The following is a 16,666-nucleotide window of genomic DNA, read 5'->3' as shown; positions in this document are numbered from 1 at the left end:
GGACGGCGCTCACGACGGCGTCGACTCCCGTCCGGCAGCTGGCAGGGGTACCTGCTTCTGCTCCCCTTGGCGCTGCTGTTCGGCGGGTTCACCGTATGGCCGATCGTCGCGAGCTATGTCTATGCGTTCTTCGACTGGGACGGCATCGGTCCGCTCACCGACTGGGTCGGGCTCGGCAACTTCCAAGAGGTCCTTCAGGACCCCGCGTTCTGGAACGCGTTCTGGCATTCGCTGGCCTTCTCCGCCGCAGCTTTGTTCATCGAAGCTCCGCTTGCGCTCTTGCTGGCCATCCTCCTCGACAGCGCGTTCCTGCGCGGACGCAATGTCTACCGTCTCGCCTTCTTCCTGCCCGTCGTGGCGACGACAGCGGTCGTCGGGATCGTGATCGCGGTGCTGCTCGATCCCGCGAGCGGGGTCGTCAACCAGCTGCTCACGTCGCTCGGTCTGCCGCGGATCAACTTCCTCGGCTCTCCCTCCAGTGCACTCCCGACAGTCATCGCGGCCGATATCTGGAAGGGCTTCGGCATCACCCTCATCTATTGGCTCGCTGCGTTGCAGACGGTGCCACCCGAGCTGGGGGAGGCGGCGCGACTGGACGGCGCCAACGGGCGGCAGCAGCTGTTCTACGTCAAGCTTCCGGTCCTCGCACCGATGGCCATCGTGGTGCTGCTGCTGGTGTTCCAGCGCAGCCTGAACACGTTCGACATCGTGCAGGTGATGACGGAAGGCGGGCCTGTCTTCTCCACCGACGTCGTACCGACCTACATCTACCGCATCGCGTTCAACCCCGAGATCACCGCGTCCCGCTATGGCTTCGCCTCGGCTGCCGGCGTCGTGTTCGGGCTCCTCACCCTGATCATCGCGGCCGGCCAGGCGCTCACCGTCCGGCTCCGACGCAAGAGGGAATTGTCATGACCGCACTCCTGGATCGGCCGCAGACCTCGCCGGCATCGCCCACCCCTCCATCGGCACCACCGAAACGTCGATCGCGTCGACGGTGGCGCATTCAGCTGTGGCACGTGCTGTTGCTGCCGCTTGCGTTCGCCTGGGTGTATCCGTTCCTCTGGATGGTCTCCACGGGATTCAAGACCCAGAACGACATGTACCGCAACGGTGCCAGCCTCATCCCCGAAGAGTTCACGCTCGACAACTTCGTCCGAGCCTGGACCGTGGGGCGATTCGGCGAGTACACCTGGAACACGGTCGTCTTCTCGATCACCGTGGTCGTCCTGGTCGTGCTGGTCGCCGCCCCCGCAGGCTGGGCGCTGAGCCGCCCGACGCTCAAGGGACGCAAGGTGATCCTCATCGTGCTCGCCGTCTCGATGTTCATCCCGAGCGGGTACACCATCATCCCGACCTTCGTTCTGGTGAACTGGCTCGGACTGGGCAATGGACTGCTCGGAGCAGCACTCGCGCAGGCCGGGCCGTCGTTGGTCGTTCCCGTGCTGTTGTACGTCGGCTTCTTCTCCCAGATCCCGAAGGAACTGACTGAGGCAGCCCAGGTCGACGGAGCGGGTTACTTCCGCACCTTCTTCTCCGTCGTCCTGCCTCTGGCGAAGCCGGTCACGGGCACCGTTGTGCTGCTGAACTTCGTCTTCGCCTGGAACGCGTTCTTCATCCCGCTGATCTTCACGCTCGGCAATCCGATGCTGCGTACGCTGGGCGTCGGGATGTACGGGTTCTTCGGAACCAATACGTCCGATTGGACCGGGTTGGCCGCGGCGGCGACGATCAGCGTGCTTCCCGTGGTCGTAGTGTTCCTCTTCCTCCAGCGCTACTTCATCGAAGGAATCGCGGGTGCGGTTAAGAGCTGAGCCTGTGCGCGGCCCCGTGCTCCGGCAGGCGGAGTCGCCACGCTGGGACGCTCGCGGAGATCGCCTGCTCTGGGTCGACATGGGCGCCGGCGACTTGTACATGGGCCACTTCTCCGCCGGCGAGATCGCTGTCGAACGCAAAGTACACGTCGGAGGGTCGGTCGGGTTCGCAGCCCCCTTGCAGAACGACGGTGATGGGTGGATCTGCGCGAGGGAACGTGGCATCGTCCATGTTTCCGAGACCGGGCACGTGCGCGTGCTTCAGGAGGAGATCGCGGATGCCGGCACGCAGTTCAACGACGGGGCCTGCGACCTCAGCGGGACGCTGTGGGCAGGCACACAGAGCCACTCACGCGTCCCCGATGCAGCCCTCTTCACCGTGGAGTCAGATCTCGCCGTCCGCAAGCGCCTAGAGCAGGTCACCGTCTCCAACGGGCTCGGCTTCACTCCGGACGGCACTCGCATGTACTACATCGACACGCTGCCGCGCCGTGCCTTGGAGGTGTTCGATGTGGAGAATGGCGAACTGATCAATCGGCGTACGCTCGCGCGTGTCGAAGGCGGCAACCCGGACGGACTGGCGGTCGACAACGAGAACGGCGTGTGGGTCGCCGTCTGGGATGCCGGTGAAGTGCGCCACTTCGACGCCCAGGGGAGTCTCACACGTGTCGTCGAAGTTGCCGCCACGCGCCCGACGGCGGTGTGTCTGGCAGGGAACACGCTCGTCATCTCGACCGCACGGCTCGGCCTGGAACGACCGACCCCGCTGGATGGCGGATTCTTCGCGATCGACGTCGACGTCCCGGGCGCGCCCGCGCAGCCCTGGCGTGCCGATCCGCAGCAGCTGGCGCACCTGAGGAGCACCGATGCCGGTTGACGCGGGCCACGAGAGCCCAGCGATCCTCGCGCTCGGCGAGACGATGGCAGCCGTTGTGCCCTTCGCCGGTGAAACCGCCGCCACCGCGGTCGGCTTCGTGGTGGAGCCGGCCGGCGCCGAATCGAACGTCGCGTCCACTGCCGCGCAGCTGGGAGTACGGGCAGCCTGGGCCAGCCGAGTCGGTGACGACGCCTTCGGCGAACGTCTCCGGCGATCTGTGGCGGCGCGCAGTGTCGACGTCTCGCGGGTGATCACCGATCCCGCCCGCCCCACCGGTGTGATGGTGAAAGACCCGCAACCCCAGGGGTCGGCTGTGACCTACTATCGTCGCGGGTCTGCCGCCGCGGCCATGTCGATCTCAGACGCCGACGCCATGTTCGCCGGGGTGGGCGACAAGACCCTGGTCCACCTCTCGGGTGTGACTCCGGCGTTGTCCGCATCGTGCGCGGCCCTCGTCCAGTGGTTGTTGCAGTCTCACTCCTACGGCGGCCTGCGCAGCTTCGACGTGAACTTCCGGCCCCGGCTCTGGAGCGCTCGAGCCGCCGCTTCCGAGATGGCGCGCCTCGCGCGCGCAAGTGACATCTGCTTCGTCGGCCTCGACGAAGCAGAGCCGCTGTGGGGAACAGCGACGCCCGACGCCGTGCATCGGCTCCTCTCCGACGTGCCACAGCTCGTCGTCAAAGACGGCGCGCGCGGGGTGACCGTGTACGCCACAGGCCAGCGGCTCTTCGTGCCGTCGCTGCAGGTGGACGTGGTCGAGCCCGTCGGCGCCGGCGATGCATTCGCGGGCGGCTACCTTGCGGCAATTGTGAAGGGCGCCGATCCTCGCACTGCGGCGCGCGTCGGTCACCTCGCTGCGGCTCGGGTGCTTCTGACGTTCGCCGACGTCGTGGCGCAACCTCCGATCGAAGAGCTGTGGCACCTGTCAGTGCTGGCCGACGAGGAATGGGCCGAGTACGCGCAACGTCCCGCGTCGTTTGGAGAACGCGGTGATTGACCTCCGATCCGAACTCCGAGACAGCCCGTTGATGCTCATCCTTCGCGGGATCGAACCGGGCCGGGCGGTAGCGATCGCGCGCAGAGCGTGGACAGCGGGCGTCGGTCTCGTGGAAGTGCCCCTGCAGAGCGAGCAGGATGCCGAGGTGCTGGAGCTGCTCGTGCAGGCGGGCGCAGACCTCGGGCGGGCAGTCGGCGCGGGCACCGTCGTGACGACGGACATCGCAGCACGCGCACGCGACGCAGGCGCTCAATTCACCGTCGCCCCTGGCGTCGATCCCGACGTGGTCGAGGCCTCGCATCGGTGGGGCATGACGCATCTGCCGGGTGTGGGGTCGGGAACAGACATCCAACAGGCTGCACGGCTGGGATGCTCGATGGTAAAAGTCTTTCCGGCCGCGGCGCTCGGAGCCTCGTGGGTCCGCGCCATGCGCGGACCGTTCCCGGGCATCGGCATGGTGGCGACCGGCGGCATGTCGTCGCAGAACGCACGCGCCTTCCTCGACGCCGGCGCCGACGCCGTCGCCGTCGGCGCGGCGCTGGAGGACCCTGCAGAACTGGCGGCGCTCACCGACTTGCTCTCACCTCGATCTCGACCCGAAACAGGACGGAACATCCGATGAACCAGACCGACGAACTCAACCTGTATCCGCGGCTCGGCGTGCCGATCATCGTCGACCGGGTCGAGACCTTTCTGATCAGGCTGACATCGGACGGCGAGCCGACGCGGCGCGAACCGACTCTGCGCACCATCTTCGGCCGCGGCACTCTCTACTCCGATCTTGTGGAGACGCTCCTGGTGCGTATTCAGTCACGGGACGGGGCAGTGGGTTGGGGCGAGGCTCTGGCGCCGGTCGGAGCGCGGGCCGTAGCCGGCGCCATCAACGATGGCGTCGCTTCGCTGGTGATCGGACAGGACGCGGGGCGGATACGCGCCAACCTGGCGCGTATGCAGGAGTCGATGCGTGAACGAGGTCACCTCGGCGGTCTGTATGCGGACGCGATCGCCGCCATCGACATCGCACTGTGGGATCTCGTCGGCCAGACGCATGGACTGTCCGTCTCGGCCATGCTCGGAGGCGCCTTTCGCGAGCGGATTCCCACGTATGTCAGCAGCATCGCGGGAGAAGACGACGACGAGCGCGCCGGCACGATCAGTGCCCTCGCGGAGGAGGGAGCGCATAGCTTCAAGCTGCACCTCGGGCATGGGGTCGCAGCCGACCTGGCCTCGTTCGAGCGACTGTCCAGCGCGGCCCCCGGGTGCCGGTTCGCGGTCGACGTCCATGGCGTCTACACGCTGCCTGAGGCGCACTCGCTGGCAGCCGGTCTGGCTGACCGAGGAGCGTGGTTCCTCGAGTCGGCACTGCCCCCGGACGCGATGGATGATTTCGCGCGACTGTCCTCGCGCTCGTCGTTGCCGATTGCCGCCGGCGAGGCATTCCGGAACAGATTCGAGGTGGCATCCTGGCTGTCTCGTGATGCGCTCTCCATCTACCAGCCCGACACCGGACGCACGGGGATCACCGAAGCGGCGAACATCGCTGTCATGACGAGTGCATCAGGCCGCCAACTGATGCCTCACCATTCGATCGCTCTGGCACCCGCGCTGGCTGCGGGGATGCACGTCGCCGCGACGGCACAGCTGATGCCGGCCTTCGAGTACCAGATCGCCGCGGTGCGCAATGCGAACTCGCTCATCACCGCACCTCTTGATGTCTCGCCCGCTGAGGCCAACGTGCCGAACGGCCCTGGTCTCGGGATCGAGCTGCGCGAGGACGCGATCCGCGACATCGCGATCAGCGGCTGAGAAGCGATCACCCGCCGGTCGCGTACTCCACGGCATACATCTCGAACACATACAGGTCGCCGGCATCCACGTGCACCGAACCATCCGACTCGTGCCATTGCACGGCCGTGTCGTCGCTGAGTCGGGTGACGGCGATCGCCTGTGTGCCGGCCGGCGTCCGCACCTCGAAGGTGAGGGGGAGCGCCATGGCCGGTTCCTCTGTGCGGTACGCCAGCGCATTGACGACGATGCGTCGCCGATCCGGCTGAGCGAACATGGTCAGCCAGATATCGGGATGCCCAGCAGCCCGAAGACGGCGCTCGCCGCCCAGTAGATGCTCGACAAGCGCGATGAACGCCCGAGTCTCCACCTGAGATCCGCCCCGCTCGAGCGGTGCCACCGAATAGATCGACCGTCCAGCGCCGAAAGCGTGCGCCGTCACCGCCGCATCGTCGAGTTCTGTCCACGGCGGGGAGGAATGGATGCTCGCGAAGTCGTGACCGTGGAGGCTTCCCGACGAAGGGTAGGCGTAGGGCAGAGTGAGCGTCGCGTAGACGGTGGCGTCCGCATCAGCCGAAACTCGAGGCAGGCCCAATGCGGCGTCGGCGTATCCGCTGCCCACCCATCCAGGACGGAACCCGTGTCCGAGGTGATGTTCGGGAGCGACCTGCTCGGCCAGAATCGGGTCCCGCGGGGTCAGGTAGAAGCCGTCGCCGTTCTCGGTGCCCCGCAGCGTGACGCCGAACACATCCCCCAAGAGGAGATGGTCCGCGCCGCCGCTCTCAGTATCGATCAGCGAGGTGCGGCCGCTCGCGTAGACCGCCCCGCCCGCGGCGGCGAAGGAGCGAACGGCGTCGCGCTCCGCGGCATCCATCCGGACCACATCGGGCAGTACGAGAACTCGAAAGTCCGCGAGGTCGCCGAGCAGTGAGCTGCGGGTGAGGACGGTGAAGGGGATGTGGGCTCGCTGGAGAGCCGCTGATGCAGCCGTCACAGCGCGTAGATGGGGGAGATCGCTCTTGCGAGTGGGATCTTCGTGTGCTGCCGACAATGTCGTCGCCGCGGAGGCTCCGGAATCGGACGGAAGGACGCTCGCGTCATCCGAGTAATAGATGGCGACATCGGCAAGGGGCTCGCCGCCGAGCTGCGGCTCCCACCGCTGGATCTCGTCGAATACCCGTCCTACGCGTTCGTAAACTCCTGGGTTCACGCTGCCACGTGGGTCGATCGCGTCGATGAAGAGGAAGGCGCCGTTGTGCATGATGGTCGCGAGTGCCTCGGTCATCATCTGCTGTTCGCTCTTGAGTTCCACGTGGTTCGCGAGATCCGGCGTGCGGGTGGTCATGAATTCCGCCGGCTGCGTCCCGCCCAGATGCTGGAACAGCTTCGACACCACGAGCTGCTCGTCGCGGCCCCCATAGATGTCGCCGGCAGCGAAGCTGTCGAGGTTGCTGGCGTCGGTGCGCAGCCCGGCGTACCATCCGTGCGTGGCCGCGCCGAAGTTGTGCGTGAGCGCGATTGCGGGCCGCACCTCGCGGGCCACCGCGTAGAGCTCGGCGATGAACTCCTCGAGCCACCGCTCGCGAGCGGACTGGAATGCGGCCCACTCGGGAGACCGCCAGTCGATGTCTTGCGGGATGTCGACGCCGCGTTCGTCGCGATACCGGGCCTCGCACGAGGGGCAGATGCAGACGGCGTTCCAGAACGTCATATCGAGCCACAGCGCGTCGAAATCGTAGCGGGCGAGCAGAGCCGCGATCTGGGTACGTTCGTACTGACGGTAGTCGGGATTGCTCGGGCAGGCGGTGCCGTAGCGCGGGCCGTGCCAGGGCATGTCGGCGCCCACGCGTCGTGAGATGGGCACGACCGACCAGTCGGGGTGGTTCTCGATCGCCCAGTTGTCGAAGATCGTCGTGTGGTACGCGGCCGGCGCGATGCCGCGCTGGCGTAGCGCGTCGAGCATTTCTCCGACGAGATCGCGCTGCGCAGCGGCGGGGTGCACACCCCCCACGGGGGTGGGCCAGTAGCTCAGACCGAGGTGCGACTTGCAATAGAAGAGCACCCCGTCGACGTTCGCCTCCGCATACAGGTCGGCCAAGTCCGAGGGTTCATAGGCTGAGAGGAAGGATGGGTCCCAGTCGGGGATGTGCATGTCGAGCAGCATGCGGCGCCGGGTGCGTTCGTAGCGGGGTGAAGTCATTTCGCGTTCTCTCCTGGGCGGGGTAGTCCCTTGGTGTTGCCCGACTCGGACTGCTTCTCGCCGCTGTCGCTCTCACGGGTTGCGCCACGGAAAATCCGAAGCGACTGACCGAGGCCCTGCGCGAGCGCGGGCAGTCGAGAGGCGCCGAAGATGAGGATGATGACGGCCACGATGATGAGTGCATGCCATCCGTTGATGTTCTGCCACATGTCACTTGCCCAAATCGGTTGGGTTGAGCCGGCTGACCGGCTCTTCCGAGAGCTCGCTGTTGCCTGGACCGAAGTGCTTGAGAACGACGAGATCGTCGGTCGATGATCTATTCGTGATCGTCACCCCGCTGGAGAGTGCCGCTTCGGTGACGAAGAACTCGTCGCTGGAGAGTTGCCCGTAGCGGATGCTGGAGACCGCGCTCAGCTCGTGTTCGCCGACGGTTCCGTAACCCGAGACCGCGATGAGTCCGTGCGGATCCCGATCGTCGACGGTGACGGACGCTCCAGGAGCGACGGTGAGCTCCTTGGCGCTGAACGCGGGTGAGCGGTAGGTGATCCAGCGCTCGATGTACGTGCGGCCGCCGTCGCCGGCGCTGGCGGTCGTCTCGACCGGGGGAGTGAATCGGTGACTCCAGAACTCGGGATCGATGTTCTGGTCCCAGTCGATGAGTTCGACGACGAAATCGAGATCGCCGACGCGATCGGCGGGGACGTCCTTCCACAGCAGCTCGTCTGGCACCTCGCGGTTGTTCGACCACGACTCCGTCATCGCGAACACGTCGCAGGCTGCCTGCGGCTCGTAGGTGCAGACGCTCGCCGGGGCGTGGAGGATGCCGGCGGGAACGTCCCACCCCGTACCGAGCGTGATGCGGTACGCCCTCGATAGTTCGGTGATCCGGTTGTCGCCCCCGCGGAGGAACTGCTCGAGCCGGGAATGAACCTGCTCACGCGTTACCTCTGGGTGCAACCCGAAGAACGTGTACGGGAACTGGCCGCCGTGGTCGTTCATCTGCGGTGGGAAGTAGTAGGCCTCCGGTTTGCCCGGCTTGCCGACCAGGGCTGCGTGTTCGTCGCGATGGTGGATGTGGAACGGGAGCGGCCATTCGTTGTCGAAGAACTTTGCGTACATCGGCCATGTCCCGTGGGTTGCGAAGTGACCACCGACCGCGTCGGCCCGGAAGTGCGCGATGAACTCGTCGAACGGCAGCACCTTTCCGTCGGGGTCGACGACGAGGCTCAAGCCCTCGAACTCGTCGGTAAGAGGCCCGTTCTCAGCGCGGATGGCGCTCGCAAGCCAACGCTCATCGATGCCTCCGCGGTCCTTGCCGAGGGGGAAGGAGTCGTCGGGATGGAGTCGCAGTCGGCGGCCGGGGCTGCAGAAGGCCCGCGGCACCCATGTTGGAGCGAGCCTGAGCACGCCACGACCGTGCTCCATGGCGCGTTCGAAGGCTCCCTCGGATGTGGAAAGTCCGCTATACGGGCCAGCCTCGGTCATGGCGCTCCTTCGCGAAGTCAAGTATGCGATACGCGCTTCATGTATCTGTATCGCAGTATGAACATAGACAATCTACATTATGAGGATACGCATCACAAAGATGATCTCGACCGGTGGCTGCGCCGTTGCTGCCGCACGCCGCACGCCGTGGCTCGTTGGCGGGATGCAACCACGCAGCAGCTTGCGGCCCCTGCTCGCGCCGAGCAGCTGTGTGCTGAACCTCAACGCCCAAGCGTGACGAGCAGAATGGCACCACCATGCCGAGCAGCCGAGGCGGGTACGTGAGGACGTCGAGGTTCACGATGAGCGAGCTGTCGCTCGCGCTGGCGGGGGAGGCGTAGTCAACCCCCAACGAGCGCTGGGGACCCGGAGTCCTGAGTGAAACCGAGGTGCGAAAGCAGAAGCCGATGCCGGGCTACTCAGCGTCCGATCGACGGGCCTCCGGGCTGAGTCGGCCCCTGGTGCGGCGCCGCAGGATCAAATGGCCTGCCCGGGTTGTACGGGTCTACCGCCGGCGCCCGCCGGGGTTCCTGAATGCGGACTTCTGGAGCCAGACCCGAGTCGCGCGCGCGACTCATGAGGCGGGTCGCGGTGCTCTGGCTGATCTGGAGAGTGTCGGCGACGAGCTTGAGCGGCGGATAGCTGATTGCTGTCGCGACGCGATAGACGGAGATCGCGGCGTGGAGAGACTCCATGGGCTCGCGCTCCTCATGCGCCCGCACGCGACTGAGAAAATCGCGCACCGGTATGCGGTCGAGCTTGTCGTCATCCTCAGTGCCGACGTCGACGGTGACGACATCGAGAGCTGACCTCGTCATGATCCAGTGCGTTCGCACCTCGCGCAGCATCTGGCTGGTGATGTCGACGCCCTCCGCGTCGCGCTCGAGGGCAGCGAAGACGACGGCGGTGCGTCCGAGCCTGTCATCCCACTCCACGCGGACGGTGATCGTGCCAGGTACGTCCTGCTCACCCGACACGCGCGCGCGCCATGACTTCGGAAGCGTCACCCCACTGCCGAGATCGATGCGTTCGTCGCTGAAGTCGTACGCCTCGACGTCTGTCATGAAGCCCACTATTCCAGGTCGCCGACGATTTGCGAAGAAGACTGTCGATCTTGGCTCACGTGTGTGGTATCTTGCGACGAAGGGAGAGTGACACTGCTGGCTCACAGGAAGGCAGGACTATGAACCGGTCACAAGATTCTCTGGCACTGACGATGAAGGATGCCGCGAAGCTCGTCGGCGTCGACTACCGCACGATCAAGCGCGGCATCGAGAGCGGGACAATCCCCACGGTCCAGCTCGGCCCGCGCCGGATGATTCCCCGCGTGCCTCTGCTGCGAGTGTTCGGGATCAACGCTTGACGACCGATTGGCGGAATGAGGCGAAGGTGGTTGGTCCGCATAGCGCCGATCGGGAACCCGACGAAGTCTCGTGTTGTTCGGACTCCGTTGCGGGCGATGCGAGGCGGCGGGGCCGCCTTCGCGCAACTCGGCTCGCGCATGCCCATCGACGACTAGCCCCGGGATTCCACAGGTCGCTCGTCACAGTAATGGGCTCCTGACGAGTCTGGCCGTTCTCGGAGAAGGACTCCTCGTGAAGTTCGCCGCTCGTGACGAAGGTGCTGTCGAGCTTGAGGCGATCCAGCTATGCGCGGTGCACTGCGGTGAGGCGGTCAACCCGTGCGCGAATGGGCTGGTGGCTGCTGTCACTGCTTACGCAAACCATCGGATTTCTGCCGGGCGTCATCCCCGAGTGCGTGAGAGGGCGGATTGGGGCCAACGATCGCGGCTCTCGGTCCGATTCAGTGCGCCGAGTTCGCAGTCTGGTCCACCTGCCTCGGCGCTCTCCGTGCCCAGCGGATGCGCACTCTGCGTGCCCGTCCGTTCTGCTCCCGAGCTCTCCTGGCCGTCAGGCACGCGGTAGCCTGTGGCGCACAAACGCCGAGTCAGGAAGAGGTCCACGAGATGAGTCTGGACAGTGAAGACGCCGTTATGAAGAAGCTGGGCGTTGAGTCGCTCGACAACCTCACGGATGAGCAGATGTATGCCCTAGGGACAGAAATCCCAAACATGTCCGACGAAGTGCGCAAGAAACTCATCGACACCGTGCCCGGCCTGCAGAAATTCCTCGAGGAGGCGATGAACGCCGCCGAGCAGGTTTCATCGAGGTCGATCGATGCCCGCGGGGAAGAAGCGAAGCTCGTTCACGAGGCATACGCCGATGGGCGCCGGATATTGAAGGGGGAACTGAGCCGAGACGATCTCAGCGAAGAGCGGCGCGCTTATCTCATCGATGAGGCACTCAAGACGGCCGATAAGCAGGCTGAGTTCGCACGAGCGAATAGTGCTGCGGGTGAACGCACAGCCCAGGCTGTGGCAAACACGGGAACAAGGTACGCGCTCATCGGCGCTCTCACGGTCTTCGCTCTCGCCGGCGGAAAAGCGGTCTTCAGCAGGCTGCGTTAGGTGTTCGGCCGGGTGCGGCCGCTCGATTGATCCAACAAGCAGCAACCACGAGGTCCGCTCCGCGGCTCGTGTTCCGCCAGGAGTCACATTTGGTCGGCGCCCGTCGCTATGGTCTGGACTACAGCCGCGTCTGGGGCGGCCACCAGGAAGGCAGATTCATGGAGTGGTGGGAATGGCTCTTCGACGGTTTGGGGACGATGCTGCTCGGCCTGGTCCTCGGGGCAGCCGGCGGCACGGCCGTCACCTATAAGGTGATGCGCAAGAAGACGACGCAGCGTCAGAGAGCCGGTGACCGCGCGACGCAGATTCAGGCTGGCCGGGACGTCAAGGGCAACAAGCTGTGAGCCCTGGGGGTCAGACGCAGAAAGCCGGTCAGGGTGCGAACCAGTATCAGACTTCCTCCGGCGACATCGTCATTCACCAAGGCGTCAGCGAGGAACGTGTCCGAGCGATCATGCACGATGAAGCCGAACGCCTGAAGCAGGAGTTTGCCATCGAGGCTCGCGCGGTTATTGAGGAACGCCTCGAACAGCTGGACGATCGCGTGGTCCCAAGGCTTGCGACCCAGGGTGCTCTTGGTGCGTTCGGTGATCCCGCCTTCATCCGCTCGTATCGAAAAGCTCAAAACGGCGCCGCCGCAACTGAGCGGGAAGCGGACTATGACATGCTGGCCGCGCTCCTTGCTGATCGCGCTGAGGGCCTTCGAGACCGTCCACGCATGGTCGCGATCGACCGCGCGATGGAGATCGTTGACCAGATCGACGAGGGAGCCCTTCGCGCGCTCACAGCGGTCGAGGGCGTCCGACTCTGGACTCCAAACATTGCTTCGCTTGAGGAAGGTCTCGACGAACTTGAGCACCTCATGAGCGACCTCATTCCGGGCGATCTTCCAAGCGGCTCAGACTGGATCGAGCAGCTTGACATTCTCGACGCACTTAGGATCGGCACGTTCACCCTTCGCCCTTTCGACGAATACTTCCCCATGAAGATGAATGGTTACGTCGCACCAGGAGCACAGCGGTCCTCCGCAGCGCTGTTTGAAAACGACGGACACGACTTCACCGCGTGGGGTGTGCCCGTCATGGATCACGAACTTAAGCCCGGGTACGTTCGTATCGCCGCATCTTGCGATCGCTACGCACGGCTCAACATGGAGTTGGAAGGCCGCGCGCCGGAGTCGGTCGAAGCAGCGGTTGCTGAAGCGCAGGGGGATTTTGGGTTGGGTAGCTTGGATCAGGCGATAGTCCCCGAGTTCCTTCATCGAGTGAAATCTCGACCTACGCTTGCCGTGATCTCGTCGTGGTGGGATGCGATTCCAACTGGCCTGCAAATCACCGTTGTTGGACGTACGTTGGCGCGTGCCAATATGCATCGACTTGACCTGCTCGGACGGCTTCCGCAGCCTGAGCGTCGGGACAGCTGATCGATCCGCGGATCCCCCACGCGGGCGCGCCTGAGCTCGCATAGTTTCCATTTGCCGACGAAGCGCACGTCGGACGGCGTCGCGGATCGCACAGGCCGCCGCGCCGGTACCCCGCAGCCCACTGGCTTGGCGTCGCTGTCGGCTCAGGTGCCTCTTTGCGACGCCTCGGGACGCAACGTTCGGTCGACGGAGGTTGCAGAGGTGGAATCCTGATCTCCATCCAGTAGCCGAGCAAATGTTCGTGAATCAGGACACGATGCGTGTCGCCATAATCAACGCGAGCGTACAGTTTCGCCCGCCGACAGGCGGTCGTCTCCCTCGGAGCCGCCGCGACGTCACGACCTGAGCGGACTCTTGGATTTCAGGATCTTCACTGCGGAGTAGCCGTTGGCGTCGAGAAGCGGTCGAAGACGTGCTCGCTCCGACGCGAAGTGGTTTCCGGGCCCGACCCGAATCTTCACGATCGGCAGGTTGCTCGGTGACTCTTGGTAGTAGTCGGGATCGTGTTTGTACCAGTCGGTTGAGAACGGATCCGACTTCGCTCCGGTGATGCGGACGTGCGTGTACGAGCCCGCAGGGTTGGGATGTATCGCCGCTGGATTGTCGGGCTTAGTGACGGCGTAGCGGACCTCGCGCTCACGGAAGAAGTGCTTGTTCTTGATCGCCGCGACCGCGTCGACGTAAGCGCTGCTTCCACGGTCGCGAAAGATCATTCCAAAGTTGTCGCCGGCGTCGTGGCGCGCATCCATATATGCTCCCTCATCCTCGCCGTGCTGAATTTCCCAGATCGCTCGAGTTGCGAGCTCGAGTTGCTCGGGCTTGTTGTAGACCAGGTCGAGCCATCGGACGGGAATTCTTCGATGTACGGCCCACGAGGCGGAAGCGCGAGATGAGTGCCGACGACAGGGAGGTGGACACCGCGCGGGATCGCGACCGCAAAGCCCGTTGCCAGCGCATACTTCTGCCACTGCTCGGTGTCGTCGGGTTCAGGGCTGAAGCAGGTGACGAACGCGCTGCCGTGGTACAGATCGCCGCTAGCGCCCTCCAGCGACTCCTTCAACTCCTTGAAGTCGATCTCCGGGGCGGTGGTGTCGTAGTAATCCCAGCCCTTCCTCATCGCCTTGAAAGCCTGCTTGACGCGCTTGTTGCCAAGATTGAGTTCGGTTGCGTCGTTCAGTCCGGCGACGTCGGCGGCCCAGAGCTCGTGATTGGTGATGATCTTCTCGACCACGTCCTGCTTTGTGTAGTGCCAGACGAGGTCAGAGGTGCTCATCGGATCAAGATAACAAGTCGACTTCGACTCATCGAAGACATTCATGGCGTTCCAAATGGCGGCAAGCGCGGTGGCTCGGTTCTGCACGTGTCGGCGAGCGCGCAGGGCAACCTGGACGACGGTGCCGGAGTCGGTTCGCAGCAGGAACGCGGTCATCGGCTGTGGGCGTGGTTGCCGGTGCCCAGCCTCCGCCGCGCGAAATGGTTGAACTCGAACAACTGGCGCGTCGCGTCCTCGACGTCTGCCGCCTCCTTGCTCTAGATGACCGGCAACCAGGTGGCTATGGGCGGCGTGACCGCGGCGTCGTGTGGTTCAATCTGTCTTTGCACCTCGGCTCGCGAATCTATCTCGGGCGCGCGCGGCGTCGAGCCGAAGGTCTCGTAGGTCACCGCGTCAATAGACACGAGGCTGCCGGCAGTGCGGCGATGTCCGCACAGCGGCAGGCTCGAAGGGGCGTTCTCCACGGCACTGGCGCCAGCTCGAGGGTGGGGCGTTGCAGCTGCACCTCAGCTGATCGAGCTGCGAGGCGACATACTGGGCGAACCCTCATCGATTGAAAGGCCATCAGTGTCGAACTTTCTGACAGTCGTGAATGCAGAGATGGACGCTCGGGTTGCCGACGCCAGTCCATCGTTACCTAGGAGTCGAGTGTTCGACGCGCTGGCGAGCGAGGTCGTACTCAAGTACCAGGACCTATCGGCCGAGGAGGTTGAGGCCGGGCTGACTGATGGCGGGGGAGACGGTGGGATCGACGCCGCCTATGTATTCCTCAACCAGGAACTCGTAACCGAGGATCACGAGGTTCTCCAGAGTGGCTTCACTCCCGGCGCCGCGTATCGAGGCGCATCACTGTCACTGTGGATCGTCCAGGCGAAGGAAGAGAAGTCCTTCAAATCGGGGACACTGGTGACCGTTGCGGACGGCATTGGAGATCTGCTCGATCTCCAGAAGAGCCGCGCTGATCTGGAGAATGACGGCTATTCATCGATTGTGCTCGACCGGGTCTTCGAGTTCCGCAATGCGCTCGTGGCGTTGAGGCGGCACCACCCCGAAACAAGCGTCCACTTCGCGTACGTCACGCTGGGAGACGCCTCCAGTATCGCGAAAGCCGTGCAGTCGAAGACGAAGTCGCTGGCCAAGCTCGTCGAGAACGAACTGGAGATCGGCACTTTCACGTCGCAGATGATTGGAGCGGAGGAGATTTGGGACGCTCTGAAACAGACGCCGAACTATGGTTCGGAGCTTCGCGTCGTTGAGTCCTTCGCCCATGAGACGCAAGACGGCGAACGCAGCTACGTCTGCCTGGTTACCCTGAAGGACTACTTGGCCTTCGTCCGCGAAGAGGGTACCGGCGCGTACCGCGACTACCTTTTCGACGGGAACGTCCGGCATCACGAGGGCTCGAGCGCGAGCGTCAACAGGGAAATCAGCCAGGGCCTAGCAGACAGCGAGGCGCCCGAGTTCTGGTGGTTGAACAACGGAGTGACGGTCATCTGTTCCAAGGCATCGTCGCAGGGAAAGACATTCGCGTTGGACGATGTCCAGATCGTCAATGGCCTGCAAACCTCTCGGACGATCTTCGACTCACTCCGTGATGCGAAGGCTGATGATCCTGCGCTTGCGAGAAATGTGTTGGTGCGAATCATCGAATCGGACGATCCCGCGACTATCAACAGGGTGATCCGCGCAACGAACCGCCAAACACCCGTTCGTGAGGAAAGCCTTCGAGCGACTGACGAGGTGCAGCTGCTTATTGATCGGCACATGCTTACTGACGGGCTCTTCTACGACAGACGGCGCAACTACTACAAGAACATCGGCAAGCCTCGGGCCAAAATCGTCGGGGTGAGGGCTCTGACGCAGGCCATGCTCGCGGTCACCCTTGGGCGACCGGACGATGCGCGGGCGCGTCCCGGCGACTACCTTGGCGACGACAAACAGTATTCGATCGTGTTCAATCCACACGTAAAGGTTGAGATTTATCCCTGGGCGTTCCGTGCGCAGAAGTTGGTGGATGCTCTGCTTGTAGCGTCGGCAGGGATGACGACGAGCGAGAAGAACGACTCACGCTTCCTGGTTGCCGCCGACATCGTGCGACGCAAACTCGGATACTCGCCTTCTGCGGCTGAGCAGGTGCTAGCGCTCGGTGCTGTGGAAGAGGTCATCACGCCCGAGCAGGTCGCAGCGTCGCTTGGCGATCTTCGGAAAGCGTTCGCGAAAGAGATGAAGAAGACCGGGTCGGCTCGCGATCGGCTGGCCAAGAGCAAGCCATTCGCATCGAAGTTCCTCGGTCGAAGGAAATCGTCCAAGGCTCCGTGAGGGCGGTCTGCGACTTAGCCGCGGCT

At 64.3% G+C, this 16,666-nt stretch carries 17 protein-coding genes; 11 read left to right on the top strand and 6 right to left on the bottom strand.

Translation table 11 applies throughout. From position 1 onward, the window contains the following. The first annotated feature begins 66 nt into the window (after window positions 1-66). Genes ACEYYH_RS14455 through ACEYYH_RS14430 form a run of 6 tightly spaced genes read left to right on the top strand, consistent with a single transcriptional unit; the run spans window position 67 to window position 5,494 of the window. A complete protein-coding gene (locus ACEYYH_RS14455) occupies window positions 67-915 on the top strand; it encodes a carbohydrate ABC transporter permease (RefSeq protein ID WP_374975046.1) in 849 nt (282 codons plus the stop codon). Then, on the top strand, window positions 912-1,814 hold the full coding sequence (locus ACEYYH_RS14450) for a carbohydrate ABC transporter permease (RefSeq protein WP_374975045.1): 903 nt from the start codon (window positions 912-914) through the stop codon (window positions 1,812-1,814). The genes ACEYYH_RS14455 and ACEYYH_RS14450 overlap by 4 nt, the downstream gene beginning before the upstream one ends. Further along, window positions 1,798-2,691: an SMP-30/gluconolactonase/LRE family protein gene (locus ACEYYH_RS14445; RefSeq protein WP_374975044.1), complete on the top strand. Its 894-nt coding sequence runs from the start codon at window positions 1,798-1,800 to the stop codon at window positions 2,689-2,691. The genes ACEYYH_RS14450 and ACEYYH_RS14445 overlap by 17 nt, the downstream gene beginning before the upstream one ends. Then, on the top strand, window positions 2,681-3,688 hold the full coding sequence (locus tag ACEYYH_RS14440) for a sugar kinase (protein WP_374975043.1): 1,008 nt from the start codon (window positions 2,681-2,683) through the stop codon (window positions 3,686-3,688). The genes ACEYYH_RS14445 and ACEYYH_RS14440 overlap by 11 nt, the downstream gene beginning before the upstream one ends. Continuing rightward, complete coding sequence (locus tag ACEYYH_RS14435; RefSeq protein ID WP_374975042.1) at window positions 3,681-4,310, top strand: bifunctional 4-hydroxy-2-oxoglutarate aldolase/2-dehydro-3-deoxy-phosphogluconate aldolase; 630 nt, start codon at window positions 3,681-3,683, stop codon at window positions 4,308-4,310. Before ACEYYH_RS14440 ends, ACEYYH_RS14435 begins: the two co-directional genes overlap by 8 nt. Continuing rightward, window positions 4,307-5,494: a mandelate racemase/muconate lactonizing enzyme family protein gene (locus ACEYYH_RS14430; protein ID WP_374975041.1), complete on the top strand. Its 1,188-nt coding sequence runs from the start codon at window positions 4,307-4,309 to the stop codon at window positions 5,492-5,494. Before ACEYYH_RS14435 ends, ACEYYH_RS14430 begins: the two co-directional genes overlap by 4 nt. Window positions 5,495-5,501: 7 nt before the next feature. Here ACEYYH_RS14430 and ACEYYH_RS14425 read toward each other — a convergent pair whose 3' ends face one another. The 4 genes from ACEYYH_RS14425 to ACEYYH_RS14410 all read right to left on the bottom strand — a co-directional run bounded on the left by ACEYYH_RS14425 (window position 5,502) and on the right by ACEYYH_RS14410 (window position 10,222). Then, a complete protein-coding gene (locus ACEYYH_RS14425) occupies window positions 5,502-7,637 on the bottom strand; it encodes an alpha-L-fucosidase (RefSeq protein ID WP_374975040.1) in 2,136 nt (711 codons plus the stop codon). Window positions 7,638-7,669: 32 nt separating this feature from the next. Beyond that, a complete protein-coding gene (gene tatA / locus ACEYYH_RS14420) occupies window positions 7,670-7,882 on the bottom strand; it encodes a twin-arginine translocase TatA/TatE family subunit (RefSeq protein WP_374975039.1) in 213 nt (70 codons plus the stop codon). A 1-nt stretch (window position 7,883) separates the two neighbouring features. Next, complete coding sequence (locus ACEYYH_RS14415; RefSeq protein WP_374975038.1) at window positions 7,884-9,158, bottom strand: hypothetical protein; 1,275 nt, start codon at window positions 9,156-9,158, stop codon at window positions 7,884-7,886. 419 nt (window positions 9,159-9,577) lie between these two features. After that, the gene (locus ACEYYH_RS14410) at window positions 9,578-10,222 is read right to left on the bottom strand and encodes a hypothetical protein (RefSeq protein ID WP_374975037.1); all 645 of its coding nucleotides are present in this window, start codon (window positions 10,220-10,222) and stop codon (window positions 9,578-9,580) included. A gap of 119 nt (window positions 10,223-10,341) precedes the next feature. Here ACEYYH_RS14410 and ACEYYH_RS14405 point away from each other — a divergent pair, with 119 nt between their 5' ends. The 4 genes from ACEYYH_RS14405 (at window position 10,342) to ACEYYH_RS14390 (ending at window position 13,048) form a co-directional block, all read left to right on the top strand. Continuing rightward, a complete protein-coding gene (locus ACEYYH_RS14405; protein WP_374975036.1) occupies window positions 10,342-10,521 on the top strand; it encodes a helix-turn-helix domain-containing protein in 180 nt (59 codons plus the stop codon). A gap of 630 nt (window positions 10,522-11,151) precedes the next feature. Next, on the top strand, window positions 11,152-11,625 hold the full coding sequence (locus ACEYYH_RS14400; RefSeq protein WP_374975035.1) for a hypothetical protein: 474 nt from the start codon (window positions 11,152-11,154) through the stop codon (window positions 11,623-11,625). An 89-nt stretch (window positions 11,626-11,714) separates the two neighbouring features. Beyond that, entirely contained in the window at window positions 11,715-11,969 is a 255-nt protein-coding gene (locus tag ACEYYH_RS14395; protein WP_374975034.1) for a hypothetical protein, read from the top strand. After that, complete coding sequence (locus ACEYYH_RS14390; protein WP_374975033.1) at window positions 11,966-13,048, top strand: LPO_1073/Vpar_1526 family protein; 1,083 nt, start codon at window positions 11,966-11,968, stop codon at window positions 13,046-13,048. The genes ACEYYH_RS14395 and ACEYYH_RS14390 overlap by 4 nt, the downstream gene beginning before the upstream one ends. A gap of 335 nt (window positions 13,049-13,383) precedes the next feature. On the opposite strand, the gene ACEYYH_RS14385 is transcribed toward ACEYYH_RS14390, so the two are convergent. Together ACEYYH_RS14385 and ACEYYH_RS14380 are read right to left on the bottom strand one after the other, a co-directional pair. Next, window positions 13,384-13,797 carry a hypothetical protein gene (locus tag ACEYYH_RS14385; protein WP_374975032.1) on the bottom strand — a complete coding sequence of 138 codons (414 nt, stop codon included), beginning with the start codon at window positions 13,795-13,797 and terminating at the stop codon, window positions 13,384-13,386. Then, entirely contained in the window at window positions 13,758-14,477 is a 720-nt protein-coding gene (locus tag ACEYYH_RS14380) for a hypothetical protein (RefSeq protein ID WP_374975031.1), read from the bottom strand. Before ACEYYH_RS14380 ends, ACEYYH_RS14385 begins: the two co-directional genes overlap by 40 nt. Window positions 14,478-14,969: 492 nt before the next feature. Here ACEYYH_RS14380 and ACEYYH_RS14375 point away from each other — a divergent pair, with 492 nt between their 5' ends. Then, window positions 14,970-16,640 carry an AIPR family protein gene (locus ACEYYH_RS14375; RefSeq protein ID WP_374975030.1) on the top strand — a complete coding sequence of 557 codons (1,671 nt, stop codon included), beginning with the start codon at window positions 14,970-14,972 and terminating at the stop codon, window positions 16,638-16,640. The last annotated feature ends 26 nt before the right edge of the window (window positions 16,641-16,666 follow it).

The organism is Microbacterium trichothecenolyticum (assembly GCF_041938625.1).
GTDB classification, from domain to species: Bacteria; Actinomycetota; Actinomycetes; order Actinomycetales; family Microbacteriaceae; genus Microbacterium; species Microbacterium trichothecenolyticum_D.
Note: the sequence above shows the minus strand (reverse complement) of the source record. Positions and strands in the feature narration are given on the sequence as shown.

Excerpts from the sequence above, each read along its gene's own strand:
- tatA (WP_374975039.1), bottom strand. The coding sequence starts at position 7,882 with ATGTGGCAGAACATCAACGGATGGCATGCACTCATCATCGTGGCCGTC.
- ACEYYH_RS14400 (WP_374975035.1), top strand. The coding sequence starts at position 11,152 with ATGAAGAAGCTGGGCGTTGAGTCGCTCGACAACCTCACGGATGAGCAG.
- ACEYYH_RS14385 (WP_374975032.1), bottom strand. The coding sequence starts at position 13,797 with ATGGATGCGCGCCACGACGCCGGCGACAACTTTGGAATGATCTTTCGC.
- ACEYYH_RS14440 (WP_374975043.1), top strand. The coding sequence starts at position 2,681 with ATGCCGGTTGACGCGGGCCACGAGAGCCCAGCGATCCTCGCGCTCGGC.
- ACEYYH_RS14415 (WP_374975038.1), bottom strand. The coding sequence starts at position 9,158 with ATGACCGAGGCTGGCCCGTATAGCGGACTTTCCACATCCGAGGGAGCC.
- ACEYYH_RS14450 (WP_374975045.1), top strand. The coding sequence starts at position 912 with ATGACCGCACTCCTGGATCGGCCGCAGACCTCGCCGGCATCGCCCACC.
- ACEYYH_RS14380 (WP_374975031.1), bottom strand. The coding sequence starts at position 14,477 with ATGACCGCGTTCCTGCTGCGAACCGACTCCGGCACCGTCGTCCAGGTT.
- ACEYYH_RS14425 (WP_374975040.1), bottom strand. The coding sequence starts at position 7,637 with ATGCTGCTCGACATGCACATCCCCGACTGGGACCCATCCTTCCTCTCA.
- ACEYYH_RS14430 (WP_374975041.1), top strand. The coding sequence starts at position 4,307 with ATGAACCAGACCGACGAACTCAACCTGTATCCGCGGCTCGGCGTGCCG.
- ACEYYH_RS14405 (WP_374975036.1), top strand. The coding sequence starts at position 10,342 with ATGAACCGGTCACAAGATTCTCTGGCACTGACGATGAAGGATGCCGCG.
- ACEYYH_RS14410 (WP_374975037.1), bottom strand. The coding sequence starts at position 10,222 with ATGACAGACGTCGAGGCGTACGACTTCAGCGACGAACGCATCGATCTC.